This window comes from Nitrosospira sp. TNL200, assembly GCF_055386305.1.
In genome coordinates this window covers 2,394,429-2,419,497 of record NZ_AP041003.1, presented here as the reverse complement: position 1 = coordinate 2,419,497, position 25,069 = coordinate 2,394,429, and the positions used below count along the sequence as shown (strand labels likewise).

Annotated in this window: 22 protein-coding genes; 10 read left to right on the top strand and 12 right to left on the bottom strand. The window is 55.5% G+C overall.

Going from position 1 to position 25,069, the window contains the following annotated elements; translation table 11 throughout:
- Nucleotides 1-222: 222 nt before the first annotated feature.
- The gene (murJ, locus tag ACZ5CE_RS10895; protein ID WP_464574936.1) at nt 223-1,761 is read right to left on the bottom strand and encodes a murein biosynthesis integral membrane protein MurJ; all 1,539 of its coding nucleotides are present in this window, start codon (nt 1,759-1,761) and stop codon (nt 223-225) included.
- 252 nt (nt 1,762-2,013) lie between these two features.
- Between murJ and rpsT the strand changes: the two genes are divergently transcribed.
- A complete protein-coding gene (rpsT, locus tag ACZ5CE_RS10890) occupies nt 2,014-2,277 on the top strand; it encodes a 30S ribosomal protein S20 (RefSeq protein WP_464574935.1) in 264 nt (87 codons plus the stop codon).
- Nucleotides 2,278-2,333: 56 nt separating this feature from the next.
- Here the strand turns inward: rpsT and ACZ5CE_RS10885 are convergent, their stop codons facing one another.
- Together ACZ5CE_RS10885 and ACZ5CE_RS10880 are read right to left on the bottom strand one after the other, a co-directional pair.
- Nucleotides 2,334-3,212 carry a slipin family protein gene (locus tag ACZ5CE_RS10885; protein ID WP_464574934.1) on the bottom strand — a complete coding sequence of 293 codons (879 nt, stop codon included), beginning with the start codon at nt 3,210-3,212 and terminating at the stop codon, nt 2,334-2,336.
- A gap of 44 nt (nt 3,213-3,256) precedes the next feature.
- Complete coding sequence (locus ACZ5CE_RS10880; protein WP_464574933.1) at nt 3,257-4,753, bottom strand: NfeD family protein; 1,497 nt, start codon at nt 4,751-4,753, stop codon at nt 3,257-3,259.
- 81 nt (nt 4,754-4,834) lie between these two features.
- Here ACZ5CE_RS10880 and ACZ5CE_RS10875 point away from each other — a divergent pair, with 81 nt between their 5' ends.
- From ACZ5CE_RS10875 to ACZ5CE_RS10855, 5 genes are all read left to right on the top strand, one after another.
- Nucleotides 4,835-6,814, top strand: a complete 1,980-nt coding sequence (locus tag ACZ5CE_RS10875; protein ID WP_464574932.1) for an aminotransferase class I/II-fold pyridoxal phosphate-dependent enzyme — start codon at nt 4,835-4,837, stop codon at nt 6,812-6,814.
- 357 nt (nt 6,815-7,171) lie between these two features.
- A complete protein-coding gene (locus ACZ5CE_RS10870) occupies nt 7,172-8,344 on the top strand; it encodes an acetylornithine/succinylornithine family transaminase (protein ID WP_464574931.1) in 1,173 nt (390 codons plus the stop codon).
- A gap of 365 nt (nt 8,345-8,709) precedes the next feature.
- On the top strand, nt 8,710-9,666 hold the full coding sequence (gene argF, locus ACZ5CE_RS10865; RefSeq protein ID WP_464574930.1) for an ornithine carbamoyltransferase: 957 nt from the start codon (nt 8,710-8,712) through the stop codon (nt 9,664-9,666).
- A 71-nt stretch (nt 9,667-9,737) separates the two neighbouring features.
- Complete coding sequence (locus ACZ5CE_RS10860; protein ID WP_464574929.1) at nt 9,738-10,955, top strand: argininosuccinate synthase; 1,218 nt, start codon at nt 9,738-9,740, stop codon at nt 10,953-10,955.
- A gap of 64 nt (nt 10,956-11,019) precedes the next feature.
- Nucleotides 11,020-11,505 carry a YajQ family cyclic di-GMP-binding protein gene (locus tag ACZ5CE_RS10855; RefSeq protein ID WP_464574928.1) on the top strand — a complete coding sequence of 162 codons (486 nt, stop codon included), beginning with the start codon at nt 11,020-11,022 and terminating at the stop codon, nt 11,503-11,505.
- Between the two features lie 107 nt (nt 11,506-11,612).
- Here the strand turns inward: ACZ5CE_RS10855 and ACZ5CE_RS10850 are convergent, their stop codons facing one another.
- The 6 genes from ACZ5CE_RS10850 to ACZ5CE_RS10825 form a co-directional block, all read right to left on the bottom strand.
- On the bottom strand, nt 11,613-12,392 hold the full coding sequence (locus ACZ5CE_RS10850; protein WP_464574927.1) for a type 1 glutamine amidotransferase: 780 nt from the start codon (nt 12,390-12,392) through the stop codon (nt 11,613-11,615).
- Between the two features lie 538 nt (nt 12,393-12,930).
- Entirely contained in the window at nt 12,931-13,548 is a 618-nt protein-coding gene (locus tag ACZ5CE_RS10845) for a FecR family protein (RefSeq protein WP_464574926.1), read from the bottom strand.
- A 51-nt stretch (nt 13,549-13,599) separates the two neighbouring features.
- On the bottom strand, nt 13,600-14,022 hold the full coding sequence (locus tag ACZ5CE_RS10840; protein WP_464574925.1) for an ExbD/TolR family protein: 423 nt from the start codon (nt 14,020-14,022) through the stop codon (nt 13,600-13,602).
- On the bottom strand, nt 14,022-14,771 hold the full coding sequence (locus ACZ5CE_RS10835; RefSeq protein WP_464574924.1) for a MotA/TolQ/ExbB proton channel family protein: 750 nt from the start codon (nt 14,769-14,771) through the stop codon (nt 14,022-14,024). Before ACZ5CE_RS10835 ends, ACZ5CE_RS10840 begins: the two co-directional genes overlap by 1 nt.
- A gap of 4 nt (nt 14,772-14,775) precedes the next feature.
- A complete protein-coding gene (locus ACZ5CE_RS10830) occupies nt 14,776-15,417 on the bottom strand; it encodes an energy transducer TonB (protein ID WP_464574923.1) in 642 nt (213 codons plus the stop codon).
- Nucleotides 15,418-15,421: 4 nt separating this feature from the next.
- Nucleotides 15,422-15,973, bottom strand: coding sequence for a TlpA family protein disulfide reductase (locus tag ACZ5CE_RS10825; RefSeq protein WP_464574922.1), 552 nt, complete (start codon nt 15,971-15,973; stop codon nt 15,422-15,424).
- A gap of 527 nt (nt 15,974-16,500) precedes the next feature.
- Between ACZ5CE_RS10825 and ACZ5CE_RS10820 the strand changes: the two genes are divergently transcribed.
- The 4 genes from ACZ5CE_RS10820 (at nt 16,501) to ACZ5CE_RS10805 (ending at nt 18,305) form a co-directional block, all read left to right on the top strand.
- Nucleotides 16,501-17,070, top strand: coding sequence for an RNA polymerase sigma factor (locus ACZ5CE_RS10820; RefSeq protein ID WP_464577494.1), 570 nt, complete (start codon nt 16,501-16,503; stop codon nt 17,068-17,070).
- Nucleotides 17,067-17,429 carry a DUF3619 family protein gene (locus tag ACZ5CE_RS10815; protein ID WP_464574921.1) on the top strand — a complete coding sequence of 121 codons (363 nt, stop codon included), beginning with the start codon at nt 17,067-17,069 and terminating at the stop codon, nt 17,427-17,429. Before ACZ5CE_RS10820 ends, ACZ5CE_RS10815 begins: the two co-directional genes overlap by 4 nt.
- The gene (locus tag ACZ5CE_RS10810; RefSeq protein ID WP_464574920.1) at nt 17,411-17,803 is read left to right on the top strand and encodes a DUF3106 domain-containing protein; all 393 of its coding nucleotides are present in this window, start codon (nt 17,411-17,413) and stop codon (nt 17,801-17,803) included. The genes ACZ5CE_RS10815 and ACZ5CE_RS10810 overlap by 19 nt, the downstream gene beginning before the upstream one ends.
- Nucleotides 17,804-17,876: 73 nt before the next feature.
- Entirely contained in the window at nt 17,877-18,305 is a 429-nt protein-coding gene (locus ACZ5CE_RS10805; RefSeq protein WP_464577492.1) for an RDD family protein, read from the top strand.
- 53 nt (nt 18,306-18,358) lie between these two features.
- On the opposite strand, the gene tldD is transcribed toward ACZ5CE_RS10805, so the two are convergent.
- The 3 genes from tldD to ACZ5CE_RS10790 all read right to left on the bottom strand — a co-directional run bounded on the left by tldD (nt 18,359) and on the right by ACZ5CE_RS10790 (nt 24,950).
- Nucleotides 18,359-19,819, bottom strand: a complete 1,461-nt coding sequence (gene tldD / locus ACZ5CE_RS10800) for a metalloprotease TldD (protein ID WP_464574919.1) — start codon at nt 19,817-19,819, stop codon at nt 18,359-18,361.
- Nucleotides 19,820-19,844: 25 nt separating this feature from the next.
- Nucleotides 19,845-20,702 carry a carbon-nitrogen hydrolase family protein gene (locus tag ACZ5CE_RS10795; RefSeq protein ID WP_464574918.1) on the bottom strand — a complete coding sequence of 286 codons (858 nt, stop codon included), beginning with the start codon at nt 20,700-20,702 and terminating at the stop codon, nt 19,845-19,847.
- A 357-nt stretch (nt 20,703-21,059) separates the two neighbouring features.
- A complete protein-coding gene (locus ACZ5CE_RS10790; RefSeq protein WP_464574917.1) occupies nt 21,060-24,950 on the bottom strand; it encodes a YhdP family protein in 3,891 nt (1,296 codons plus the stop codon).
- Nucleotides 24,951-25,069 lie beyond the last annotated feature (119 nt).

The following is a 25,069-nucleotide window of genomic DNA, read 5'->3' as shown; positions in this document are numbered from 1 at the left end:
AATCGCCGCCCATTATATGGCTAATCCCCCTGCCAGATAAGTTTTTTTTCTACTGTCAGGCCGAGGGTTTATGCGCAATAACGCCGGGAAATTCTCGTCTCATTAAAAAGAGCATTAATCCTGCTTCGTTACAGATGAGACATCCTTTTTTTCATTAACTGGCCTGTTGCCGGTCCTGGCGCTGACGGTTGCACCGGGCATTAATGCCGTTTCTTAAAACGATTACAGCACGCCTTTCTGGGAAAAATCACGAAGCCTGAAACCAAGCAGCCACAACATGACGAAATAGATCATGGCGCCCAGCGCCACCACCCATGTCAGCCGCAAGGCGCGATCGAGCGTGGAACTGATCAGCCAGGAGGAATCGGTGCCTGAGGCAAACCACAGCGCACAGCCCATCGCTGCCAATGCCATGAATATTTTCAGCATAAAGACCATCCATCCCGGCTGCGGCTGGTAAATTCCGTGGAGGCGAAGCTTGTAGTAAAGCAGGGAGGCGTTAAGGCATGCGCCCAGGCCAATGGCGAGCGCGAGGCCGGCATGCCGCAGGGGCATGATGAGTGCGAGATTCATCAACTGCGTGGCGATCAGCGTGATGACCGCGATTTTTACCGGCGTTTTGATGTTTTGCCGCGCATAAAATCCAGGTGCAAGCACTTTCACCAGTATCAATCCCGATAGTCCCACGCTGTAGGCGATAAGGGCGTCGCGGGTCATCAACACATCGTCGGCGGAAAATTTTCCATGGTAGAAAAGCGTGGCGACGAGTGGAGTGGCAAGGATGGCGAGCGCCAGCGCTGCAGGCAGGGTGAGCAGCATGGTAAGCCGCAGGCCCCAATCCAGCAGGCGGGAATATTCTTCGGCACTCTTGTCCGCATGATGCCGAGACAATGATGGAAGCAATATGGTTCCGAGGGCTGCTCCCAGCAGTCCTGCCGGAAATTCCATCAGCCGGTCTGCATAATAGAGCCAGGTTACGCTTCCCGTTACGAGAAAAGAAGCGAAAATAGTATTGATCAGCAAACTGATCTGGCTGATCGATACGCCGAAAATAGCGGGTATCATTTGCTTGAGCACGCGCCATGCCCCATCGTCGTCGGATTTGAAGCGAAGCCGAGGCATGAGGTTGAGACGCATCAGGAACGGTAACTGGAACAAAAGCTGGAGCACGCCCCCGACGAACACCGCCCAGGCCAGCGCCAATACCGGCGGGTCCATCATTGGCGCTCCCCATAGCGTAAACGCGATGAAGGAAATATTCAGAAGAGCCGGAGTCAGTGCCGGCACGGTAAATTTGCTCCAGGTATTGAGTATCCCGCCCGCCAGCGCGCCAAGCGATATGAACAGGATATACGGGAACGTGATGCGCAAGAGGTCGGTAGCCAGCTCGAATTTTTCGGGGCTGCCGCCAAATCCAGGGGCGCTGACGTAAATTATCGCTGGCGCCGCGATGACGCCAGCCAATGCCACGAGGAACAGGCATATCGACAGCAGGGTCGCCACACGGTCGATCAGTCCGCGTGTTTCCTCGAAGGTCCGGCGTGACTTGTATTCCGCCAATATGGGAACAAATGCCTGGGAAAATGCCCCTTCCGCAAACAAGCGCCGCAGCAGGTTGGGGATGCGAAACGCGACAAAAAAAGCGTCGGTCGCCATTCCGGCGCCAAAAACGCGGGCGATCAGGACGTCGCGTACGAACCCCAGGATACGGGATATCAACGTCATGCCACTGATGGTGGTGAGGGCTCTGAGCAGATTCATGGCTGAGTATGGTAACCCGAATACAGAAAGGGGGTTGTGCCAATGGTAATAAATCAGCTCGATCGCGGCCGGCCCCGATCGGCCATTGAACAGATAACAGATATATGAACGGATATGTCGGCGCCTTCGACTGAAGAGCAAAGCCGGGATGGGACAAGGTTATCCAGATGTCCGGCTGCGCGGCTTGCAATATGGCTTGAATAGCCGTATTATTCGAAAGATTTTCGCATTGAATTAATTCGGGGTTTTTACATGGCCAATAGCGCCCAGGCAAGAAAACGCGCGCGACAGAACGTCGAACAGCGTAGCCGCAACATGAGCATGCGTTCCCAGTTGCGCACAGCAATCAAGCATGTGAGAAAAGCCATCAGCTCCGCGGACAAATCCGCCGCTCAGGCCGCGTTCCAGGCCTCTGCCGGCATGATAGATTCGATTGCCGACAAGGGCATCATCCACAAGAACAAGGCTGCACGCCATAAAAGCCGCCTGTCTGCCGCAATAAAGGCGATCGCCTGAGATCCATCCAGCGCGGGTGGCGGAAACAGCAGAAGCGATAGCTTCCGACTGGGAGGCTATGCGGAGTTGTTTGCCCGATCCGTTGCCGTTTCCTCCATCCGGTTGCTGCCCAATGCGGCTTCATCAGTCGCATCGGGTCCGCCAGGCTCATCAGCTGAGCCAGCTTCATCGAGCCCTCGGCGGTTTGGAGTTTTGAGAACGTTCGTCAGCGTCGACATCAGGTCCATCGATACCGGAAAAATAATGGTGTTCGACTTGTCGCTGGCGATGCTGGTCAGGGTCTGCAGATAGCGTAGCTGCATTGCGCCACTCTGGCGGGAAAGCGTTTGCGCTGCCTGCATCAGTTTGTGCGATGCCTGCAATTCACCTTCGGCATGAATCACCTTGGCGCGCCGTTCCCGCTCCGCCTCCGCCTGCCGCGCAATCGCCCGTATCATGGACTCATCGATATCCACATGCTTGATTTCGACATTGGAGACCTTGATTCCCCAGGCATCGGTCTGAACGTCGAGAGCCTTCTGGATATCCAGGTTGAGTTTTTCCCGTTCCGCCAGCATTTCGTCAAGTTCGTGCTTGCCCAATACGGAACGCAAGGTGGTCTGGGCGAACTGGCTTGTGGCGGAAAGGAAGTTTTCCACCTGGATAATGGATTTTTGCGGATCGACGACACGAAAATAAACGACTGCATTGACCTTTACCGAAACATTGTCGCGCGAAATGACATCCTGGCTGGGCACATCCATTACCACCGTGCGAAGATCGACCCGGACCATTTTCTGGATGCCGGGAATGATGATGATCAATCCTGGTCCCTTTACCTTGTCGAAGCGGCCGAGCGTGAATACCACGCCCCGCTCATACTCGCGCAAGATGCGAAATGCAGTGAACAACACGATTACCAGGACGGTGATCAATGCGGTCAAATCGGCGAACATATCTACCTCCTTGTCGTATTCTGCTACTGCTACTGCTACTGCTACTATTTGTCCACTGAAGTCACCTGCAGGACCAGGCCATCAATCCCGGTGACGCGCACCTTTTGCCCGCGCGATAACGGCTGGGCGCAGCGTACTTTCCACAGTTCACCCTGGACAAGCGCCATACCTTCGACCGCGGCATCTTCCAGCATTTCTCCGGTGGCTCCCACCAGCGCCTCCCGTCCGCTGACAACGGGGCTGCGATAAGCCTTGAGTGCTGCGCCAACGACGACGACCAGGAATGCCGCGCTGGCAAGCGTCACGCCGGCAACGAGGGATAAGGGAATGCCATAGCCGGGCAGGTCGGTTTCGATCAGCATCAGCGACCCGGCAGCGAAGGCGACCACTCCACCGATACCCAATGCGCCGAAACTGGGTAAAAAGGCTTCTGCGATCATGAATGCGATGCCCAGCAGGATTAGCGCAACGCCGGTGTAACTTACCGGCAGCAATTGAAAGGAATACAGGGCGAGCAGCAGGCAGATGGCGCCGGCCACGCCGGGCAGGACAAAGCCGGGATTGGAAAGCTCGAAAAATAATCCGTAAATACCGATAAGCATCAGTATATAAGCCACGCTTGGGTCGGTGATGATCGCCAGCAATTGAGTCCGCCAGTCTGGCTCGACGATGCGGATCGTGGCGGAAGCAGTATCCAGAACCCGCTCCCGGCCAAGCACCGATACCTTTTTGTTGTTTAACTGCTTCAACAACTCGGGCACGTCGGCGGCCACGTAATCGATGACTTTGAGATCCAGCGCTTCGGCGGCGGAAAGGCTTGCCGCTTCGCGTACCGCCCGTTCAGCCCAATCGGCATTGCGTCCGCGCAATTGGGCAAGCGAGCGGATGTATGCGGCTGCGTCGTGCACTGCTTTGCGCGACATGGCGTCTTCTGGCGGCAGCTTGTCCTCACTCCCGATTTTAGGGTCGTGTTGGCTGGCGCTGGATTCCGGACTCGTCTCCGGTCTGGTTTCGGGTTCGGGATGGGGTTCACGGCGGGGCCTGGGCTGCTCTGGCAACCCCTCTATCCTTACCGGGGTGGCGGCACCCAGGTTTGTGCCTGGCGCCATTGCTGCAATATGGCTCGCATAAAGGATATAGGTCCCGGCGCTTGCGGCCCGTGCGCCACTGGGCGCGACGAAAGCGGCTACCGGCACCGGCGAAGCGAGGATTTCCCGGATGATCCGGCGCATCGATGAATCCAGCCCTCCCGGAGTATCCATCTGCAATACAATGAGGTGTGCGCCTTCGGTTGCGGCATCATGCAGACCGCGCTCGATAAAGTCAGCGCTGGCAGGCGCAATCACTCCGTCGACTTTCAGCACGACTACCGGCGCAGCCATGATGAGCCCGGGCAGCAGCAATAGCATGGCCGAGCCATATCGCAGAAGCCGCAGGGGCGGAAAGGCCGGGAAACGCAATTTCATGAAGTCACTATAGACCGTTTCGCCCTTCACTGCTTTTGCCGAAATCGGCTCGAATTGCCTCAAGGCCGCATCCATGCCTTCCTGAGCCTTGCAATCGGCTTGCAATCGAAATGGTTTTAGCGCATAAAGCGGTTTTTTAACCTGGAAGCGGCCTTCATGAAAAGACCCATCAGCCGGATTCTCATCATCAATGACGAGAACCTGATACTCAAAGAGCTTATCAAGGGGCTGAATGCTGCCGCGAAGTCTCTGGAAAACCCCCTGGGCATCACTTTTACCGGCGTTACCACGGCGCGCGAAGCGCTGGAAGCGATCAAACAGGATGGAGATATCCAATCGGTCGTGGTGGACGATACGCTGTATACGCTCAAAAACGGCGAAAAAGGTTCTCGCAATCTTCAAATGACCGCATTGAAGCTGGTGCAGGAAATTACCCGCTTCCGCCCCGAACTGGACATTTATGTCCTCATTGCGCAGGAAAAGGAGGATGAAGTGGTGGATTCCCTCTTTTCCGAAACGGTAGACGGCTATTTTTACCGTGAAGAGCGGGACTATCGGGGAATGTATCGCATCCTCAATGCGCAGATCCAGGAAAAAGCACGTACGCCGTTCTATGACCAGCTAAAAAGCTATGTTCTCATGGCGAAGGATGCCTGGCACACGCCGGGACACTCCTCCGGCGATTCGTTGCGCGATAGCCCGTGGGCCAGCGATTTTTATCAATTCATCGGGGAGCATATATTCCGGGCGGATCTCTCGGTATCGGTGCCGATGCTGGATTCGTTGATGGAACCGTCCGGCGTGATCGCCGAAGCGCAGAAGATTGCCGCCAAGGCATTTGGGGCTCGACGTACTTTTTTTGCCACCAACGGCACTTCCACCGCCAACAAGGTCATTTTCCAGACGCTGCTCGCTCCCGGGGAAAAACTCCTGCTGGATCGAAACTGTCATAAATCCGTGCATCACGGCGTGGTATTGTCGGGCGCGCATCCGATTTATCTGAACTCCTCGGTCAACAAGAAGTTCAGCGTTTACGGTCCGGTGCCGAAGCAGACCCTGTTCAATGCCATCGAAGAATATCCGGATGCCCAGGCGCTGATACTCACCAGCTGCACCTATGATGGACTGCGATACGATCTGCGCCCCATTATCGAGGCTGCCCATGCAAAAGGCATCAAGGTGATCATCGATGAAGCCTGGTATGGTTTTGCCCGCTTTCATCCTGCATTCCGTCCCACTGCCATGGAAGCGGGAGCGGATTATGCCACCCAGAGCACCCATAAGGTGCTGTCGGCCTTTTCGCAATCCAGCATGATTCATGTCAACGATCCCGATTTCAAGGAACATCTGTTCCGCGAGAATTTCAATATGCATACTTCCACCAGCCCCCAGTACAGCATGATTGCCAGCCTGGATGTGGCGCGCAAGCAGGCGAGCCTGGAAGGTTACAAGCTGCTTTCACGCACGCTCGAGCTGGCAAAGGAGGTGCGGGATCAGGTGAATTCCACCGGGGTGTTCCGGGTGCTGGAACTTGCCGATCTTCTGCCGGAAGAGGTGAAACACGACAATATACAGCTGGATTCCACCAAGGTGACGGTGGACATATCCCGTTGCGGCTATACTGTGGAGGACCTGATCCGGGAATTATTCGAGCGGTATAATATTCAGGTGGAGAAATCCACGTTCAATACACTTACTTTGCTGCTTACCATCGGTACCACCCGGAGCAAGGTTTCGCGGCTTTACGACGCGCTGATGCGCATCGCGCGGGAAGGCCGCGCGCCTCGACGCCTCTACCAGATTGCGGAGCTTCCCGGTTTTACGAATTTGAAATACCTGCCGCGCGACGCATTTTATTGTGGCGGAGAGCTGATGCCGCTGCTGGACGAGCAGGAGCGGGTAAATAACGATATCGACGGGAGGGTTTGCGCAGACCAGATTACTCCTTATCCTCCCGGAATCCCGGTGCTGGTGCCAGGGCAGGTGATCACGCAGGAGGTCGTGCAATATCTGGTCAGCATGTTGCGCTCTCAAAAGCGCGTTGAAATGCATGGTATCGTTTATGACGGATATTTGCCTTGCCTCAGGTTGCTCACTCCCCTGGAGGAAAAAGGCTTGAAAAAGCTGAGTAAATAGGTAAAGATAGAAGGGTGGTGTACGACAGTTCATTTTCGACGCACGGCGGCTCATGCCGCCGTGCTGCATTTCGACCCTGAAAATGGTATCGCTGATGCGACTGCTTCCAGCTCCTGCGCGGAAAAGCCGGGACTTGAGACTGGGTTCCAATGTGCGTGACAAGGCCGGAAATCCGCGGAACCTGATTTTGCAGGGAGACCGGGACTTGTTGCATGACGAGATGGCCAGTATATTGCACTGGCGGGAACGTGGAACCCGGCGCCAGGGTTCCTGCTCCCTTATTCCCCCTGTATGCGGGGCTGCCACAGCCTTATTTCCTCGATGCATTCCATATAGCGTTCAAGCAAGGTTTCCGATATGTCAAATCTGATGAACACCTATTTGCCTCAGCCTGTCACTTTTGCAAAAGGCGAAGGGGTGTGGTTGTGGGACGAAGCAGGCAAGCGCTATCTCGATGCGCTGGCGGGGGTAGCAGTATGCGGGTTAGGACACTGTCATCCCAAGCTGGTGAAAGCGATCTGTAGCCAGGCTGGAACGCTCATTCATACCTCCAATCTTTACCGGATAGGAAGACAGGAACAACTGGCCGTCCGGCTGGCTGCCCTCTCAGGAATGGACCGGGCATTTTTTTGCAATTCCGGCGCGGAGGCGAACGAAGCGGCGATCAAGCTGGCCAGACTATTCGGCCATGGCAAAGGTATCGATCTTCCCACTATTGTCGTAATGGAAAAATCGTTTCATGGGCGCACCATGGCTACCCTGACTGCGAGCGGCAACCGGAAGGTGCAGGCAGGGTTCGAGCCGTTGCTGACAGGATTTGCACGCGTGCCATACAACGACCTGGAAGCGGTAGAGCAGGTGGGTATTCGCAACAAGAACATCGTCGCCATCCTGGTTGAGCCGTACCAGGGCGAAGGGGGTGTCAACGTGCCGCAGGCGACGTACCTGCAGGGGTTGCGCCATCTATGTGACCAGAACGGCTGGCTGCTGATGCTGGATGAGGTGCAATGCGGCATCGGCCGCAGCGGCAAGTGGTTCGCGTTTCAGCATACCGGCATCATGCCTGATGTGATCACTCTGGCGAAGGGCCTGGGTTCGGGGGTCGCCATCGGCGCCTGCCTTGCGAAAGGCACGGCGGCGGAAGTGTTCAAGCCAGGCAACCATGCTTCTACTTTTGGCGGCAATCCTCTGGCATGCAGTGCCGCCATGACCACGCTGGAAGTGATCGAAGAGGAAGGCCTGCTGAGAAATGCGATGGAAATAGGCGACTTCATGCGTAGCCTGTTGAGGACACAGCTTTCCGATCTGCCGGATATAAAGGAAATTCGGGGCCAGGGATTGATGATCGGGATCGAACTTTCCAGGTCCTGCGGCGATCTCGTCGGGGAGGCCCTGAAACAAGGGCTTCTGATCAATGTGACCTCGGATAAAGTGGTTCGCTTGTTGCCTCCCCTGATCATGAAGAGAAGCGAAGCTGAGCAGGTGGTGAATCTCCTGTCCGGTATTATCCGGGAGTTCCTGGCGGCATGATGATGCGGGCGGTCCGGCCGCTTGAGGAGGAGCGCCAGCGTAAGGGTTACGGCCCTGCTGTTCGAGATCCAGCTTGTGTTTGCCAATAATCGTAAATCCGGCAGCTGGCCGCTTATTTCAATAAATTTGGTTAAAACCACCGTCTTTAGACGGTGACTTTGACTTTGATGGGATTGACTCATGCGCGTTTAGCTTGATGCGGTTAGATGACTTTAGTCATCTGCATCCAAGCTGCGCTAACCCACCTACTTTTAGTAGGTGGTAGTTTAGTTCCGGCATAGAGCTATGATCCACCAGGACTTTCCGTGGTACCCGACGCTCACCGGTATGGTGAGTTTGCTACAACTGCCGGATTCAGGATAATTATGCGGATCAAGCATTTCTTGCAATTCAACGATTTCTCCCGGGAGGAGTTCGAGCATCTGTTTGAGCGGACGCGCTGGATGAAGCATGAATTCAAGCAGTACCGCCGCTACTGGCCCCTGGAAGACCGAACCATGGCAATGATTTTCGACAAGCATTCCACGCGCACCCGCTTGTCATTCGAAGCGGGTATGCATCAGCTGGGAGGCGCCGCGATCTATCTTTCCACCCGCGATACGCAGCTGGGGCGGGGCGAGCCGGTAGAGGATGCGGCTCGCGTCATTTCCCGGATGGTCGATATTGTCATGATACGCACTTATGAACACAGCATCATCAGCCGCTTCGCCGACCACTCCCGGGTGCCTGTGATCAACGGATTGACTGATGAGTACCATCCTTGCCAGATCATGGGGGACATTTTCACTTTTATCGAACGAAATGGAAGTATCGCCGGCAAAACGATTGCGTGGATCGGGGATTCCAATAACGTATGCAACACCTGGCTTCAAGCTGCAGAGGTTTTCGATTTCAATGTGCATGTGTCGACTCCACCGGGATACGAAGTCGAACCGGAGCGGGCGGGACTTTATGGCACCGACCACTACGAGGAATTCGCCGATCCCCATGATGCGGTAAAAGGTGCTGATCTAGTCACCACGGATGTCTGGACCAGCATGGGTTTCGAGGCGGAGACCGAGGAAAGAAAAAGGGATTTCGCCAATTTTCGCGTGGATGCGGAAATGATGGCTTGTGCCAAGCCGGATACGCTGTTCATGCACTGCCTGCCTGCGCATAGGGGGGAGGAGGTGGCGGCGGAAGTTATCGATGGCCCGCAGTCGATAGTATGGGAAGAAGCAGAGAATCGGCTTCATACCCAGAAGGCGCTCATCGAGTATCTTCTGCTGGGGAAAATAGGCCTGGAGAACGGCATCGCTGGCGCAAAAACTTCACTGGCTTGATTGCGCGGTTCCAGGGTTTATCATCAATTGGGTATGGAATGAAAAAAGCAAAAAAATCAGGAACATCCAGAATGACCGATATCGGAAAGGTTGTGCTCGCTTTTTCCGGCGGATTGGATACTTCCGTTATCCTGAAGTGGCTGCAGGACACGTACCGATGCGAGGTCGTGACATTCACCGCGGATATCGGACAGGGGGAGGAAGTGGAGCCGGCGCGGGCGAAGGCCAGGCAATTGGGCGTGAAGGAAATTTTCATCGAAGATCTTCGCGAAGAATTCGTGCGGGACTTCGTTTTTCCCATGTTTCGGGCCAATACGATATATGAAGGCGAATATCTTCTTGGAACCAGTATCGCCCGCCCGCTGATCGCTAAACGCCAGATCGAGATCGCGCTGGAAACGCAGGCGGATGCGGTTTCTCATGGCGCAACCGGGAAAGGCAACGACCAGGTGCGCTTCGAACTTGGCTATTACGCGTTGAAACCCGATATCCGCGTGATCGCGCCGTGGCGCGAATGGGATCTCACTTCGCGGGAAAAGCTTCTGGCGTATGCGGAACAGCATGGCATCCCGGTGGAAATGAAGAAAAAGAAAGGGTCCCCTTATAGCATGGATGCCAATCTGCTGCACATCTCCTATGAGGGCCGTATTCTGGAAGATCCCGCGCGGGAACCGGAAGAATCCATGTGGCGCTGGAGCGTCTCGCCGGAAAAAGCGCCGGACGAGGCCGAATATCTCGACCTGGAATTCAGGCAAGGCGATATCATCGCGCTCAATGGCAAGTCGCTTTCGCCTGCGCGCGTGCTTGCGCAATTGAATCAGTTAGGCGGCAAGCATGGGATCGGGCGGCTGGATCTGGTCGAGAATCGTTATGTGGGCATGAAATCCCGCGGCTGCTACGAGACTCCTGGAGGAGCGATCATGCTTCGCGCCCATAGGGCCATGGAATCCATCACCCTCGACCGGGAGGAGGCTCACCTGAAGGATGAGCTGATGCCGAGATATGCCGCCATGATTTACAATGGTTATTGGTGGAGTCCCGAGAGGAGGATGATGCAAAGCCTGGTCGACGCATCCCAGATCAACGTAAATGGCTGGGTGCGGGTGAAGCTCTACAAGGGCAATGTGATCGTGGTGGGTCGGGATTCCAAAACCGACTCCCTGTTCGATCCCCGCATTGCCACCTTCGAGGATGACCAGGGTGCCTATAATCAGACCGATGCGGCCGGATTTATCAAGCTGAATGCGTTGCGGATGCGCATTGCGGCAAATTTGAGAAAAAGAAAATAAGCGCCGGGCGGCCCCAATCGGTCCAAGCGGCTGAAAGGAGACTGGTGATTCAGGAGAATCGAATATGCCTTCATTCGACATTGTTTCCGAAGTTGACAAGCAGGAGGTAAGAAACGCGGTTGACCAGGTGAACAAGGAGGTCAGCACCCGCTTTGATTTCAAGGGATCGGATGCTCGCGTGGAGCAGGCGGATTACACGCTTACCGTCTTTGCGGATGATGAATTCAAGCTGGGCCAGGTGCTGGATATTCTCATGGCCAAGCTGGCCAAGCGCAATGTCGATGTGCGATGCCTCGACAGGGGGCAGGTCGAAAAAATCAGCGGCAATAAGGTCAAGCAGCAGGCAACAGTGAAAACAGGCGTGGAAAGCGAACTGGCAAAAAAAATCATCCGGCTGATCAAGGATAGCAAGCTCAAGGTGCAAGGCAGCATCCAGGGAGATGCCGTCCGCGTCTCAGGGGCGAAGCGCGACACCCTGCAGGAAGCCATACAACTGGTCAAGAAATCGATTACCGAATTCCCGCTTCAATTCCAGAATTTCCGCGAGTGATCATCCTGAATCCGCTTTGTAGCGAATAGCGAACTCATCACGCAGACGAACATCGCGTATCGCGAAAATCTTTGTGGATCATGGCTCTAAAAACTGGAAATGAGTGGTCAACTACCGGATTCAGGATAACCCTTGTTCCGCGAGGCTGTTCTCCTCTCTCCTTCAGGGTGCGGATTTGTTAGAGCTTCGCTAAACCCCGCAACCCATTTCTCATATAAGCGGCAGGCGACCTGATTCAAGGCGGGAATGCGCTCATCCAGGCCGGTTTGTATCGCTTCCGCCGGCTGGACTGCTGGCCCAGGGCTTGCCGCAATTTCGCCGGCGCCGTTGCTGCACCAGGTTTTTACCATTTCTTCAGTCATTTCCACATGACACTGGAGTGCCAGGTGTTTATCCAGGACGAATGCCTGGTTCCTGCAATAGGAATCGGAAAGCGCCACGGCCGCCCCTTCAGGGATGGTAAAGGCTTCTCCATGCCAATGGAATCCCTCGAAGGCAGAAAGTTCGCCAAACCACGCTCTTGCCGCCGGAGTGTCCGCAACCTGGACTTTGCCCCACCCGATTTGCTTGACAGGACTTCTGCTCACGGCGCCCCCGAGTGCCTTGGCCATCAATTGGCCACCGAGACAATGGCCTAGCACCGGTATGCTTTCCGCAACCGCCTGGCGTATCAATGCAAGCGCCGGCCCGATCCATGGCAGATCATCGTTTACACTCATGGGTCCTCCCATGAATACCAGTCCGGCGAACTGAGCAGCTTCGGAAGGAAGGGCTTCCCATGCATCCACCTTGATGAGCCGCCAGGGAATGGAGCGGGAATCCAGATAGGTGGCGAAATATCCTGGTCCTTCCAGCGGATGATGCCTGAATATGGCGACTGGCTTCATGCGGCGCGAATGGTTGTGGCTATCTGCCTCTTGGTCCCATGGCTGCCGGTGTCGGCCAGCTGCAGAAGGGGAAGGTGCTATTAGGGTCGGGGCCGGAATCGGATCTGGAACCCTAGGGAAGCGCTGAACAAATCTCCGCTGGCGCGGCGGTGGCTTTGCGGGATGGGATGCGCGAAAGGCGACGACGCGAATGGTGCGACCGCGCAGGGCGGAGCAGCGTCTTCCGAAAGGAAGATGCGACCCCGCAGCGGGATGCCTGCGCCCCAACAAAACTGTGGTGCGGTCGAAGCATCCCCTCCGCTGCGCGATCCCCGCTCTGCGGGGCCCCTCGGGCGACGCTCCGGGGCGCTCCTTCGCCAGGAGCATGACAGGGCAGACCACCCGCAAAGCCCCGCCCCATCCGGGTTGCGATAAAATCGGGCACTCATGGCGTTGCGCTCCTTGGCATCGTAGTCCCGGCTACGACCTGCGTCGCGCGCCTTATGATCATCCCGATTCTACCAGCAACGCGCTCAGCGAGGATTTATTCAGCGCTTCCCTAGCGAGTGGGTTTCCAGGGTACGATATCTGTTTCTGCTATGACCCTCTGTCCCGTTACCATCTTGTTGCTGAAATCCGCTTTTTCCCGGGAGCCCACGAGATACTTTCCTGTTTCCACCTGGATTTCGACCTGTCCCGCCGCTACCGCCACGCTGCCCCCGTTAGAACGTTTGCTGACGCTGAATCGGCTGTCCATGCCACTGATATAGACTGCTCCCACCTTCACTTGCAGTTTTTCGGCTCCAGTATTCTTGACGTCAAAAAAAGCATTCCCTCTCAGCATTTCGATGCGGGGAGGTTCGGTATTGGTGACGGTCACGCTGCTGTCACTGTCCAGGCTGATGTCGATATGGGGTGTTGCTGTCACGGTGATGCGCTGCCCCGGCACGGTTTCATGCAGCCGGGTTGCCATCGGCTTCGCAATGAGCCAGGACATGACGCCGAGAAACAGCGCGGTGGAGGCGATGGAAAGATGGATAAGGAAACGGCGCCAGCGGCTGCCGGGCGTCACGCCAGGCATGTCGCGGTACTTGTCCGGAATGAATCGTAAAGCCTTTCTTCCATCGCGCTTTTCCTCGAATGGCCGTGGACAAGATGCAATTTTAACCTCATTCAAGCAGGTCCGCCACGTACCGGGGGCGCTGGCGAAGACTTATCCAGGACTTTCCTAATTCTTCTCGGAAGGATCCGTTACAAAACCTATTCGGACCAGCCCGGCTTTCGCCGCGATGGACATGACTCGCGCCACCTGCTCGTAATGGACATGTTTGTCGGCCCGTATGTGCAGCTCCATGTTGGCATTCTGGCTGGCAGCGGCGGCAAACCGCGGAGCCAGCACATCCATGGTAACGGGCTCCCCATTCCAGTAGAGGCTGGAATCTTCGCGCAGCGCGAATTCAATATGCTCCGGCTGAGTGATATTCGGACTGCTCGATGCCTTTGGCAGATCGATCTTGACTGAATGCGTCAGCAGGGGAGCAGTAATTATGAAGATCACCAGCAACACCAGCATGACATCAACCAGGGGGACCACGTTGATTTCAGCCATGGGTATCTGGCGGCTGCCCCCTTCCATGCTTCCGAAAGCCATTATAGTCTCCTTTCGCTCGGCGCCACGACGCGAAGGGGCCGTTCGTCCCCGGCGGAGCTATTCGTTTTTGCGCCGACCGCGATCAATACGAAGAGATCATGGGCAAAGGCATCGAGCCGGGCCAGCCAGATGCGGTTACGGCGCACGAACGTGTTATAGGCCAGTACGGCGGGAATCGCGACTGCAAGGCCCAGGGCGGTCATGATCAACGCCTCCCCCACCGGACCGGCCACCTTGTCCAGGGTGCCCTGGCCGGAAAGCCCTATCTGAACCAGCGCGTGATAAATACCCCATACTGTGCCGAACAAGCCGATATAGGGCGCGGCGGAACCTGCCGAGGCTATCACCGTCAGGCCGTTCTCGACTCGGGTGGCCTCCTGGTCGAGGCCATTTCGTAATACGCGGGTAATGAATTCGCTTGCTCCGCCTGCTGCGGCAAGTTTTTGCAGGCCATGTTTTTCCGAATCGACGGCAGCATCCATTGCAAGCTGCGCAAGCTGTGCGAAGGCGTTATCATTCGAGTCTGCTTTCCCTTCTTTCAGCGTCGAGTTCACTTCCTGCAGGGAACTGGCGCTCCAGAAGCGCTTGAGAAAGGCGTCGGCGCGCCTTCCTGCCAGGAAATTCGACAGACTCTTGGTAAGGATGAGATACCAGCTCGCTACCGAAAGACCCAGCAGCAGCACAAGCACGCTGATACCGACGCCATCGAGCTGCGCCAGAAAATTAGAAAATCCGAGACCTGTTTGCATTAGATCAATCTCCTTGCAGTACAAAGTTGAAGGGTTGCAGAGCGATGGCTCTTACCGGCTGGCCATCGCGCACCGGCGGCGTGCACCGCCAGGTTTTTACCGCAGCCATGGCAGCGTCGTCGAGCCGCTTGAAACCGCTGCTGGTAACGACTCGCGCAACACTGACATAACCTTTTTCGTCCAGCTCGACGCGCAGCATCAGTTTGCCTTCTTCACCGAGGCGCCGGGAAAGGGGAGGGTAGGCGGGTGCACTGAGTTCAGGACATGCGACCGACAGCTCGGAAGATAGCGTGACGGGGCCTGCCGGCATCTGGGGCGCGCGGGGAGCTTCTTCCACGGGCACAGGTTCGGGCTCAGGCGCTGGCGCCAGTGCGACCGGCTCGCTTTCCGAGATCACCGGAGCTTCCGCGACTATCTGGCGGGATTGTTGTTTCTTGATCGGCTTCGGCTTGGGCAAAGGCGGCGGAGGCTCGGGTTTGGCTTCTTCCTGCGGCCGGGTGGCAGGGATAAAATTGACGAGGAGGGTGGCTAGCTGTTCCGGCGGCGGGATCAATTGCTGCTTGAAAAGGAAATAAAGCAATGCGCCATGCGCTGCAAGAACAAGCATCAGGCTGGGCAAAAAGACGGGATTGCGTTTGAGTATCATGCCATTAATGACCGGAACCCGAGGGCATGTTCCGGGAAAGCCAGTCTTCGAAAACCTTCTTGTTTACCAAGCCGCTCTTGACCTCGCGCTGGTGCCTCTGATCAAAAAAATAGGTGCGGGGAACCTCTCCGTACCAGCGGCCGTCAATTTCGAGCCGCAAACGTTCCGGAACATCCTCCGCGAAGACCCACTGCTCGATCTTTTTCAGGCCATAGCTTTCCGTTCGCGCCACGAGTTGCGGTCCATCGCCCATTGTATCCGTGGATACCAGCACGACATCCAGCTGGGGATGGCTGCGCCTGAGTTCACCCAGAGTCTTTAATTCCGTTGGGCAATACTGGCAGTCAAGCGACCACAGAACAAGAATAAAGGGCTTGCCCTGGCGGGCTGCGAGAACCTGGGAAAAGCTGCCGGCGGCAAAAGGCCGCACACTTTCCATGGCGCTGGCAGGGCTGATGCAAACCAGCGCCAGCGCGAGCGTCAGGCAACGCAATGCGGCTTTCAATGGAAGTCCCGGAAGCGCTGCGGAGAATTCGAAACCGGTTTTTTTATTCATCAGAATGCAAATCTAATTAAGAATCAATCGCAGGGAGATTTTACCATCTACGTCCGGCTTATGTACAGAAATGAAAAGTGTATGATTCTAAATCCGGTAGTTGACCTTTCTTTTTTAGTTTGAAATCATGATCCGTAAAGATTTTCGCGATGCTCGAAGTTCATCTGCATGATGAATTCGCTACACTGCCGGATTCAGGATGATCTGAATATCTTCGTTGCCGAGTGTTTGTCGCGATCCACGGGGGTTGCGCTTAACAAAATCCATTAGGGGTAATAGGGATAATAGGGGCTAACAGCGGTAATCGCAATGCGGCAAATTGTCGCACCCGGGGAATATGGCCGGATATCATCGGGTGAGAGGGGTGGAGGCGGCGTCCGGGACGGCAATTGCGGTGGCTGGTTCAAGACAGGTGGCTTCTGGCTGCTGTCTCACTTGGGTAAACTTTTCCGGAGAATGGAAAATATTTGATACCATTGCTCGCGAAACAATCGACGCGCTAATCCAATTCCAATAGGGCAATTGTCCTGGCTACTCAACAGGAATTTTCAAATTTTCTGGCTCAAATTGAAAGACGGGCCTATAAGCAGGCGTTATTCGCGGTACGTGACGAGCATCTGGCGCTGGATATCGTTCAGGAGTCCATGATGAAGCTCGTGGAGAAATACGCTGCCAAGCCATCGGAAGAACTCCCTCTTCTGTTCCAGCGCATCCTGCAAAACACCATTCGGGATTTTTACCGGAGGCAAAAGACGCGGTCTCTATGGACCACGTTGTTTTCATCATTCACCTCCGGCAAGGAAAACGAAAATGAGGACTACGATTTCCTGGAAACTTTACGCGTGGAGAGCGCATCGAATCCAGGCAATCCGCAGGAAAAACTGGAACAATCGGAATCTATCCGCATGATCGAGAGGGCGCTCTCCGACTTGCCGGCGCGTCAACGGGAAGCCTTTCTGCTGCGTTACTGGGAGGATATGGATGTTTCGGAAACGGCAAAGATCATGGGATGTTCCGAAGGAAGCGTAAAGACGCATTGTTCCCGCGCAACCCATGCCCTTGCCATCGTGCTGAGTAAAAAGGGAATTACGTTATGAACGAACCGCAAACAGGAAAGAAAATCGCGCAAATCCTGGATCAGGGACTGGACAATATCAGGCAAGGTACGCTGGACCGGCTGCAATCCGCGCGCAGCGCTTCGCTGGAAAATTACTATCCGGCGGAGACAATAGTGAATGTCGGTGGTGCTTCCGTTCGCAGTGGGCATGAGTGGCATTTGAAAAGGGGGAGGTTCGTCTCCCTGGTTTCCTTGCTGCTTGCGCTCATGGGGATCGTTTATTGGCAGAGCCTGCAGGGCGACGAGAATGAAGACATCGATATCATGCTGCTCGTTGATGATCTTCCGGTAAACGCCTATCTGGACAACGAGTTCGAAACATGGCTCGAAGGCTCCTGATCCCGGGGCTGTGGCTGTGCTTCCTGCTTTCTGCTCATGTGTCGGCTGAATCGAAGCAGCCCTCATGGAACCAGCTGATGCCGCAACAAAGGGAAATCCTGGCTCCGCTCTCGCAGGAGTGGGATCATATGGAGCCGGCAAAAAAAAAGAAATGGCTGGGCATAGCGAAGCGCTATCCGGGGATGACGGGCGAAGAGCAGCAGCGCATGCAACTGCAGATGCGGGACTGGTACCTGCTTACTCCGGAGCAGCGCCAGCGTGCGCGCGAAAAGTACAAGACGATCAAAAAAATGTCGCCTGACAAGCGGGATGAAATAAAGCAGAAATGGCGCCAGTACGAGCAATCGCCGGATGGCGCACTGGCAAATCAATAAGGTGGCAGCGCCGGATTCCGCACTTTCCTTACATCAAGGCGGATAGGCATTCCTGATGGATTATCCGGAGTCGATTAAAATTTCGGTCCCTGGTTTCTGGCGCAGGGTGGTGAGCATGATTTACGAATCATTGCTCCTGCTGGCGGTTCTGTTTATTGCCGGCGTGGTTTTTCATCTCGTGTTTCGCGATACGAATTCGCTTTTTTTCAGGCCTGCATTTCAACTTTACCTCCTGCTGGTGGCAGGAACGTACTTTACCTGGTTCTGGACGCATGGCGGACAGACCCTACCGATGCAAACATGGAAATTCCGCGTGGTCAGCGTCGATGGAAGGCGGCTGAATTTAAAACAGGCGCTTGCACGCTATCTGTTTGCCGTGATCGGAATTTTTTTGGGCGGCTGCGGAATACTGTGGGCATTATTTGACCGGGAAGGTCAATTTTTGCACGACAGGCTGGCGGGCACGCGCATCATCAAATTCGAGGCGATCAGCAAGCCCTGAACCAGAAGAAAAAGCAGTTTACCCGCAGAAGGCGGGCATGGAAGAGTTTCTTCTCATGCTGTTCCGCCTACCGTCAATCCCTCTATGCGCAAAGTGGGCTGGCCTACCCCCACGGGCACGCTCTGGCCTTCCTTGCCGCAGGTTCCCACGCCGGGATCGAGCGCCATGTCGTTTCCTATCATCGAAACCTGGGTAAGTATGTCGGGTCCGTTGCCTATGAGCGTTGCACCTTTTACCGGATAAGATATCCTGCCATTTTCGATCATGTACGCTTCAGCCGCGGAAAACACGAATTTCCCGCTGGTGATGTCCACCTGGCCTCCACCGAAGTTCACCGCGTACAAGCCATGCTTTACGGAAGCGATGATTTCTTCGGGGCTTTTATCGCCGTTCAACATGTAGGTATTGGTCATGCGCGGCATGGGAATGTGAGCGAATGATTCCCGCCGGCCATTCCCGGTGACGGCAACGTTCATCAGCCGGGCGTTCAGGTTGTCCTGCAGATAACCTTTCAGTATGCCGTTTTCGATGAGTACGGTACATTGGCTGGGATTGCCTTCATCATCGACATTGAGCGAACCGCGCCGCCTTGCAATCGTTCCATCGTCAACCACTGTCACGCCCGCCGCGGCCACCCGCTCGCCAATACGGCCTGAAAATGCGGAACTCCCCTTGCGATTGAAATCTCCTTCCAGGCCGTGGCCGATCGCTTCATGCAGCAGTATTCCCGGCCAGCCGGCACCCAGTACTACGGTCATGGTTCCCGCAGGAGCAGGTTTTGCGTTGAGATTGACCAGGGCCTGGTGCACCGCCTTGGCCGCATAGTCGCGCAGGACGTCATCAGTGAAGTACGCGTAATCGAAGCGACCGCCGCCTCCCGCCACACCCTGTTCGCGCCTGCCGTTTTCCTCCGCGATGACTTGCAGCGACATGCGCACGAGCGGGCGCACGTCAGCCGCCAGAACCCCGTCGCTGCGCGCAACCAGGATGACTTCGTAATCTCCCGATAGGGAAGCCATCACCTGGATAACCCGCTTGTCGACCGCGCGGGCATAGCCCTCGAGCTTTTCCAGCAGCGCGACCTTTTCCTTATCGTTGAGCGCGGAAATAGGGTCGTGCGGAAGATAAAGCTCGCGGCCCTTGCTGCGGCGGACTGCTTGAACCGAATGCGAAGCTCCCTGGCGGGCGATTGCACGAGTGGCCTGCGCTGCAGAGGCGAGCGCAGGCATGCTGATGTCGTCCGAATAGGCAAAAGCGGTCTTGTCGCCGCTGATCGCGCGTACGCCCACACCCTGATCGATATCGAAGCTGCCGGATTTGACTATGCCTTCTTCCAGCGCCCAGTTCTCGCCCCGGCTGTATTGGAAATACAGATCTGCATAATCCACGTTGTGGGAGAACATCTGCCCGAATACTTCCTGCAGGCCGGCCGTATCTATCTCATAAGGCGCCAGAAGACAATTGCTGGCCGTGACAAAGAGATCGCTCGTTGGGGAAATGGATTCGGTAATCATGGTATCCAGGTCAAAAATTCGATAATCAGCAATAATGCAGGATCCGGTGTTCCAAAGCGGGCAAACTATTGCGCAGGCTGGTCTGATAGTCGGAATTGATATCCGCTATCACCACACCCGATCCCCGCGGAAGCCGGTCAAGCACTACGCCCCAGGGATCGACTATCATGGTGTCGCCATGGGTTTCCCTCCCGTTGACGTGATATCCGCCTTGAGCAGGCGCAACCACATAGGCGAGATTTTCGATGGCGCGGGCGCGGATGAGTGTTTCCCAATGCGCCTTGCCGGTAGTTGAAGTAAAAGCCGCAGGAGCAAAAATGATATCCACCTTTCCCATGGAGCGGTAAAGCTCCGGAAAACGCAAGTCGTAGCAGATGGAAAGACCTATACGGCCAAAGGGGGTTTGCAGGGCAACCACGCCACATCCGGGTTCTATGGTTTTTTCCTCGGCATAGCTTTCGTTACCCAACTCCAGGCCAAACAGGTGTATTTTGTCGTATCGCGCGACTTGATCCCCTTTGTCATCATAAACCAGGCAGCTGTTGCGGACCTTGTCGGGCTGGGACGATACCAGGGGTACGGAACCCCCTACCAGCCAGATGCCCAACCGTCTCGCGATGTCGCTCAGGAATTGCTGTATTGGCCCGGAATTATCCTGTTCGCGTGCCGCCACCCGATCCGCGTCACTCATTCCCATCAAGCAAAAATATTCCGGAAGCGCTATCAGCTTTGCCCCTTGCGCCGCTGCCATTTCTATCAGGCGCCCCGCTTCTTCCAGATTGCCCACGACATTGGGCCCGGCCGCCATCTGAATGGCGGCAATACGGACAAACCTTTGACTTTCGGTTCGCGAGGAGGTTGCAATTGGATTATCCGCTGTCATGGGCGATCTTGTTCTACTATTGCTCCGGTTGGCCAGGCATGTCCGGAATTATGGGTGATCATCTTTTCAGCTTATTCAGCCTGGAGAACCTGTGAAAGAAGTTCCGATCAACGCCGGGTTCATTTCGCCGGATCGGACTTCGCCTATCGATGCCTCATGGCGGAGGCAGGAGGCTTCCTGGCAAATCAAATGCAAACAGATTAACCGAAAAGCGGTTTTTTTTAAACCCTTCAGATGATACTCATGGCGGAACTTTCATTTTTTCCGGCATCGTATCGCATCGTGTCGATAAGGCAGCGGTGGATTCCCTGTTTTCGGGACAAAATGTCTTCGGGGAATCTTGTCCCACAGCTCAAGCTATTGCTGCCCAGGCTCATCGGTTTCGTGTTCGTGCGCCTGCTCTGATTTTTTTACCACTATCGGCTTGGTCCAGGTTCCCGTTATGTCATATTCATTAGGCGTCGGGGTGCTCTGCAACGCCTTGTTTACGATCATCTCGGTGAGTCCCACCACCGGCGTGGCCAGTCCAAGCGACGGGATAACCTTGAAATTCAGTTTCTGGGTCTCCGCTTCAAGATTTACCTCGCCATTCAGGATAATATTGGCCGCGGGTCCTTCGATCTGGAGGTCATCGGTAACCGCCACTCCGTGCGCGATCCTTATATCTCCCGAAATATCGTCGAAGGCAAAACCTTCACTGAACACATCACGAAAGTCCAGCATGACTCTTCGCGGTAGCGCGCGCAAATCGAAAAAGCCGAATAATCTCCCGATCCCAGGCTCAAATCTGGGAAATTGCCCGTGTTCCGCCTGCAGCTTGAAGGTGCCAAACATGGTTGCGTAATCGATAACCAGTGGGCTTCCATCCCAGGATACCTCGCCTTCGAGCTTGCCAGTGCCACGTTTCACGCGATCGGGATGACCCAGGCGCGTCAGGAATTTTCCGATATTGCTCGACTCCAGGGTAATCGTGGCCTGAACTCGCGGGGTAGCGGCTCGGCTATGCCATATTCCTTTTGCCACTATCGAGCTTTCCGGGCTGCTGAGCCGCAATTTGTCGATACGCCAATTCTGCTCGTGCTGAGCGCCCTTCAATTCGAGGTGCCCCAGCCGCATGTTTCCGAGTATCAGGTCATTCACCATCACGTCGAGTGCCGGCGCAGCTTTTTGCTGAGGCCTTGCTTGCACCGCCGGGGCTGGCCTGGGGGATGAAGGAGATGAAGTCGAAAGAGCGGTTGGGACGACCAGTTTGTCCAGGCGCGCTAGAATCCTTCCGTTACCCGATGGGTTCCAGTTGATGTCGCCGGTCATTTCGCTGCTTGCGACAGTGGAGTGCCAGATCTTGTCAATTTTTTTTGCGCTCAGTTCGATATCGGTGAGCCGCCTGCCGAAAATAGTAAGATTGCCGAGATGCAGATCCACCCCGGTTATATCGGGAAAAGCTTCCGCCGCGCCGCCCGCCTGTCCTTGAATCATGATTTTCCGCCATTGATCCAGATCCAGCGTCCGTATCGTGCCGCTCACGGATATTCCCGGCATCTCCAGGGTTGGGACGGAAGCGGCGCCAAACGTCACAACACCTTCGTCCACCTGGTATTCCTCCGCTTCGTCCTGCGTGCGTCTTACTTTTGCCGCGGCAATATTTCCATAGCTCAAGATGAGCGTATCCTTGTTCACAGCGGCGGCTTTCCGCTCGAAACGCAGAGGTATGCGGTCGGAGGCCGCTTTGGAGAAAGGTTCGGGCAATGCCGAGGTAATGCCCTGGAGAGACGATTCAATCGACAGGTTAGCCAGTTTGTTGCGGACGTGGATCATTCCCCGCCATTCGGCGCTGCCTCGAAGGTATCTCGTCCACGCGTGAGGAGAGCGGGTTGCATCGCGCTGCCAGCTTCCATACAGATTGTCCAGGTTGATTTTGCCCAGGGCAATCATGCGGACGCTCCCGTCGCGCGTGTCGACAGAACTGAGAGACATCGGGCCGCCAAGCAGCCGGGCTGTAATATTGTTGGCGCTTATTCCCGATTCGGTAAAAAAAATTTCTCCGCTGATATCGCTCAGACTGGGCAAATTCTCCCCAGGATTGATTTCATTGCCCGTGATCTGGTAGCTCCCGGCAAGATTGACGCGTCTGGAATGTCTTGCAGAGGTCAGCGGGGTGTCAAGTTTGAGGTGAAGCCTTCCGTTTCCGGCAACGCTGATTTGATTGGAAAGCGTGCCAGCCAGGCTGCCGGATCCATACCTGGCCGCCAATTCCAAGAATTGCCGGGTCTCGCCGGTTGCCTCTGCCTCGCATTCGAGTGCCGCCCCGGGTTCACCGATGTCCCTGACGCGAAGTTTTATCTTGCTCAGTTTTGTGCCGATAATCGCGGCCTGCGGTCCGTTGAATTCGACCCGGTCACCGTGGAGCTGGATATTTCCTGAGATATTTTCGATCCGCGGCCATTCCGGCGTGAGATCCACCGTCGCTCCCGACGTGTTGATGAAGAGCCGGAATACGCCTTGATCTTCCTGACGGAAAGGAAATTCATCAAGATTGCCCTTGAGATGGAGCCGGGCCTCCGTAATGACTCCAGCCACCATCGATTTTTCCAGCCACGTTTTAACGGACGAATCCTTTCGGACTGGAAGATACCGCATTACCCAGGGCACATCCGCCCGCGTCAAGTGGCCTGCGATGTCAACCATTCCCCGACCATCACGTCCGGTGCGATAGCTGCCATATGAAACCCCCGCGGCATAGGGATTGGAGAAAGAAATATTACTGAACCTGAATTCGCTGGCGTCATTCCCTGAAGCGATGCTCCAGCTTGCCTGTCCGGTCAGGGTATCGAGCAGGAGCGGTTCGTGGAACAGGTCCGGCAGTTCTATGCTCGTTTGCTGTGAACTGATATTGAGCACCCCCTTCCGCTCCGTGATGTCAATGCTGCCGGTCATGCCGCCGAATGCGGGCAGACTCTCCCATTTCTTCATGCCTAGGTTGGTAAAATGTCCTTTCGCGCTGAAGTGTGATGGGGACGACAGATCTCCGTTCCATCCCACCTCAACGTGATCGATCTCTCCGTGCGGCGACGACTGTCTCAGGAAATTGCGCAGGGAGTCCGTCATCGGCAGATACTCGGTCAGGTCGCCAAGCGTCCGAAGGTTCAATTTATCCGCGCTCAGCTTGCTGCTGCTCGCCGCTCCGTTCTGGCCAGGGATCATCTGAAGCGAGAAATTCAAGGGTTGCAACCGCGGCTTGCCTTGGATGAAGGCGCTCAACCTGCTTGCCGATAGCTCGAAGCCTTCTTTCTCCTCGTTGTTTATTCTTTTCCAGCCTATCCTGCATTGCACGCGGGAGAGAGTCAGTTCCGGTAGATTTTTTGCCATCCGGGCCTTGACGTTGCTCAATCGCATGTCCATCGTCAATTTCCGGATGTCCAGTCCTTCCATTCCCATCCACATGCGCAACGCACCGATGCCGCGCCTTAGCTCGATCTCGCGTGGAAAAGGCAGCCACGCCTGCCAGAGGGCGACATTGGCCTGATCTATCCGCAGAAACAGCTGGCCTCCCCACTGCTCGGGATAGTCCAGCGACCTGCCCCTGAAGTCCCCTCGCATGTCCAGTTGGGCCGCAAGCTCGGCGGATGGCGTGGCGCGAATCCCGAAGCGATGCCGGTTATCCTGATTTTCCAGGAGCAGATCCACCAGCAATTCCAGTTCCGGCGCAGCCCGCAGATCATCCTGCCATACGATGCTGGCGTTATGGATGGTGACCCGTTTCTGTTGCAATAGCCAGTTGGAAAAACCATTTTCATTTTCGCCTGGCTCATTCTCGAGTGCGAAACCGGCGAGATGAATGACGCCCTCTGCATCGCGCCGCACAATCAGGTCGGGCTGATCGATCCTGATTTCACGAAAGTGCAGCCCACCGTAAAGAATGGAACGCCACGATACGGTGCCCTCCAGCCGATGCAGCAATAGCGAGATCTTTCCCTCCTTGTCATAAACATGGATGGCGCCAAGCATCATGTGAGGGCGAAGGCCGTCCCAGTTCGCGCTGATCTCTCCCACCGTTACCTGCTGGCCTGATGCCCGGCTGATCGCTGACGCAATATCCTCGCGATAGTTCTCGATATTTGGCAGCACCCAATACCGCAGCGATAGCAGCAGCAAGGAAAAAAAGGCTGCCGCTGCAATCAGTAGCCAGGCCACATTGCGCAATAAAGCGGCGCAGCGCCGTGCAAGAGGTAAAATTGCTGAAAGGTTCAATAAGGATTTCCGGTTTTCTGCTGAGGGTGATCTGTTTTATCCAACCGTCCAGTGAAAAAAACGTCGAGAGGGCGACCTTGGCGATAAAGCAATTGGTAAAACGATCTAAATGGATTTGC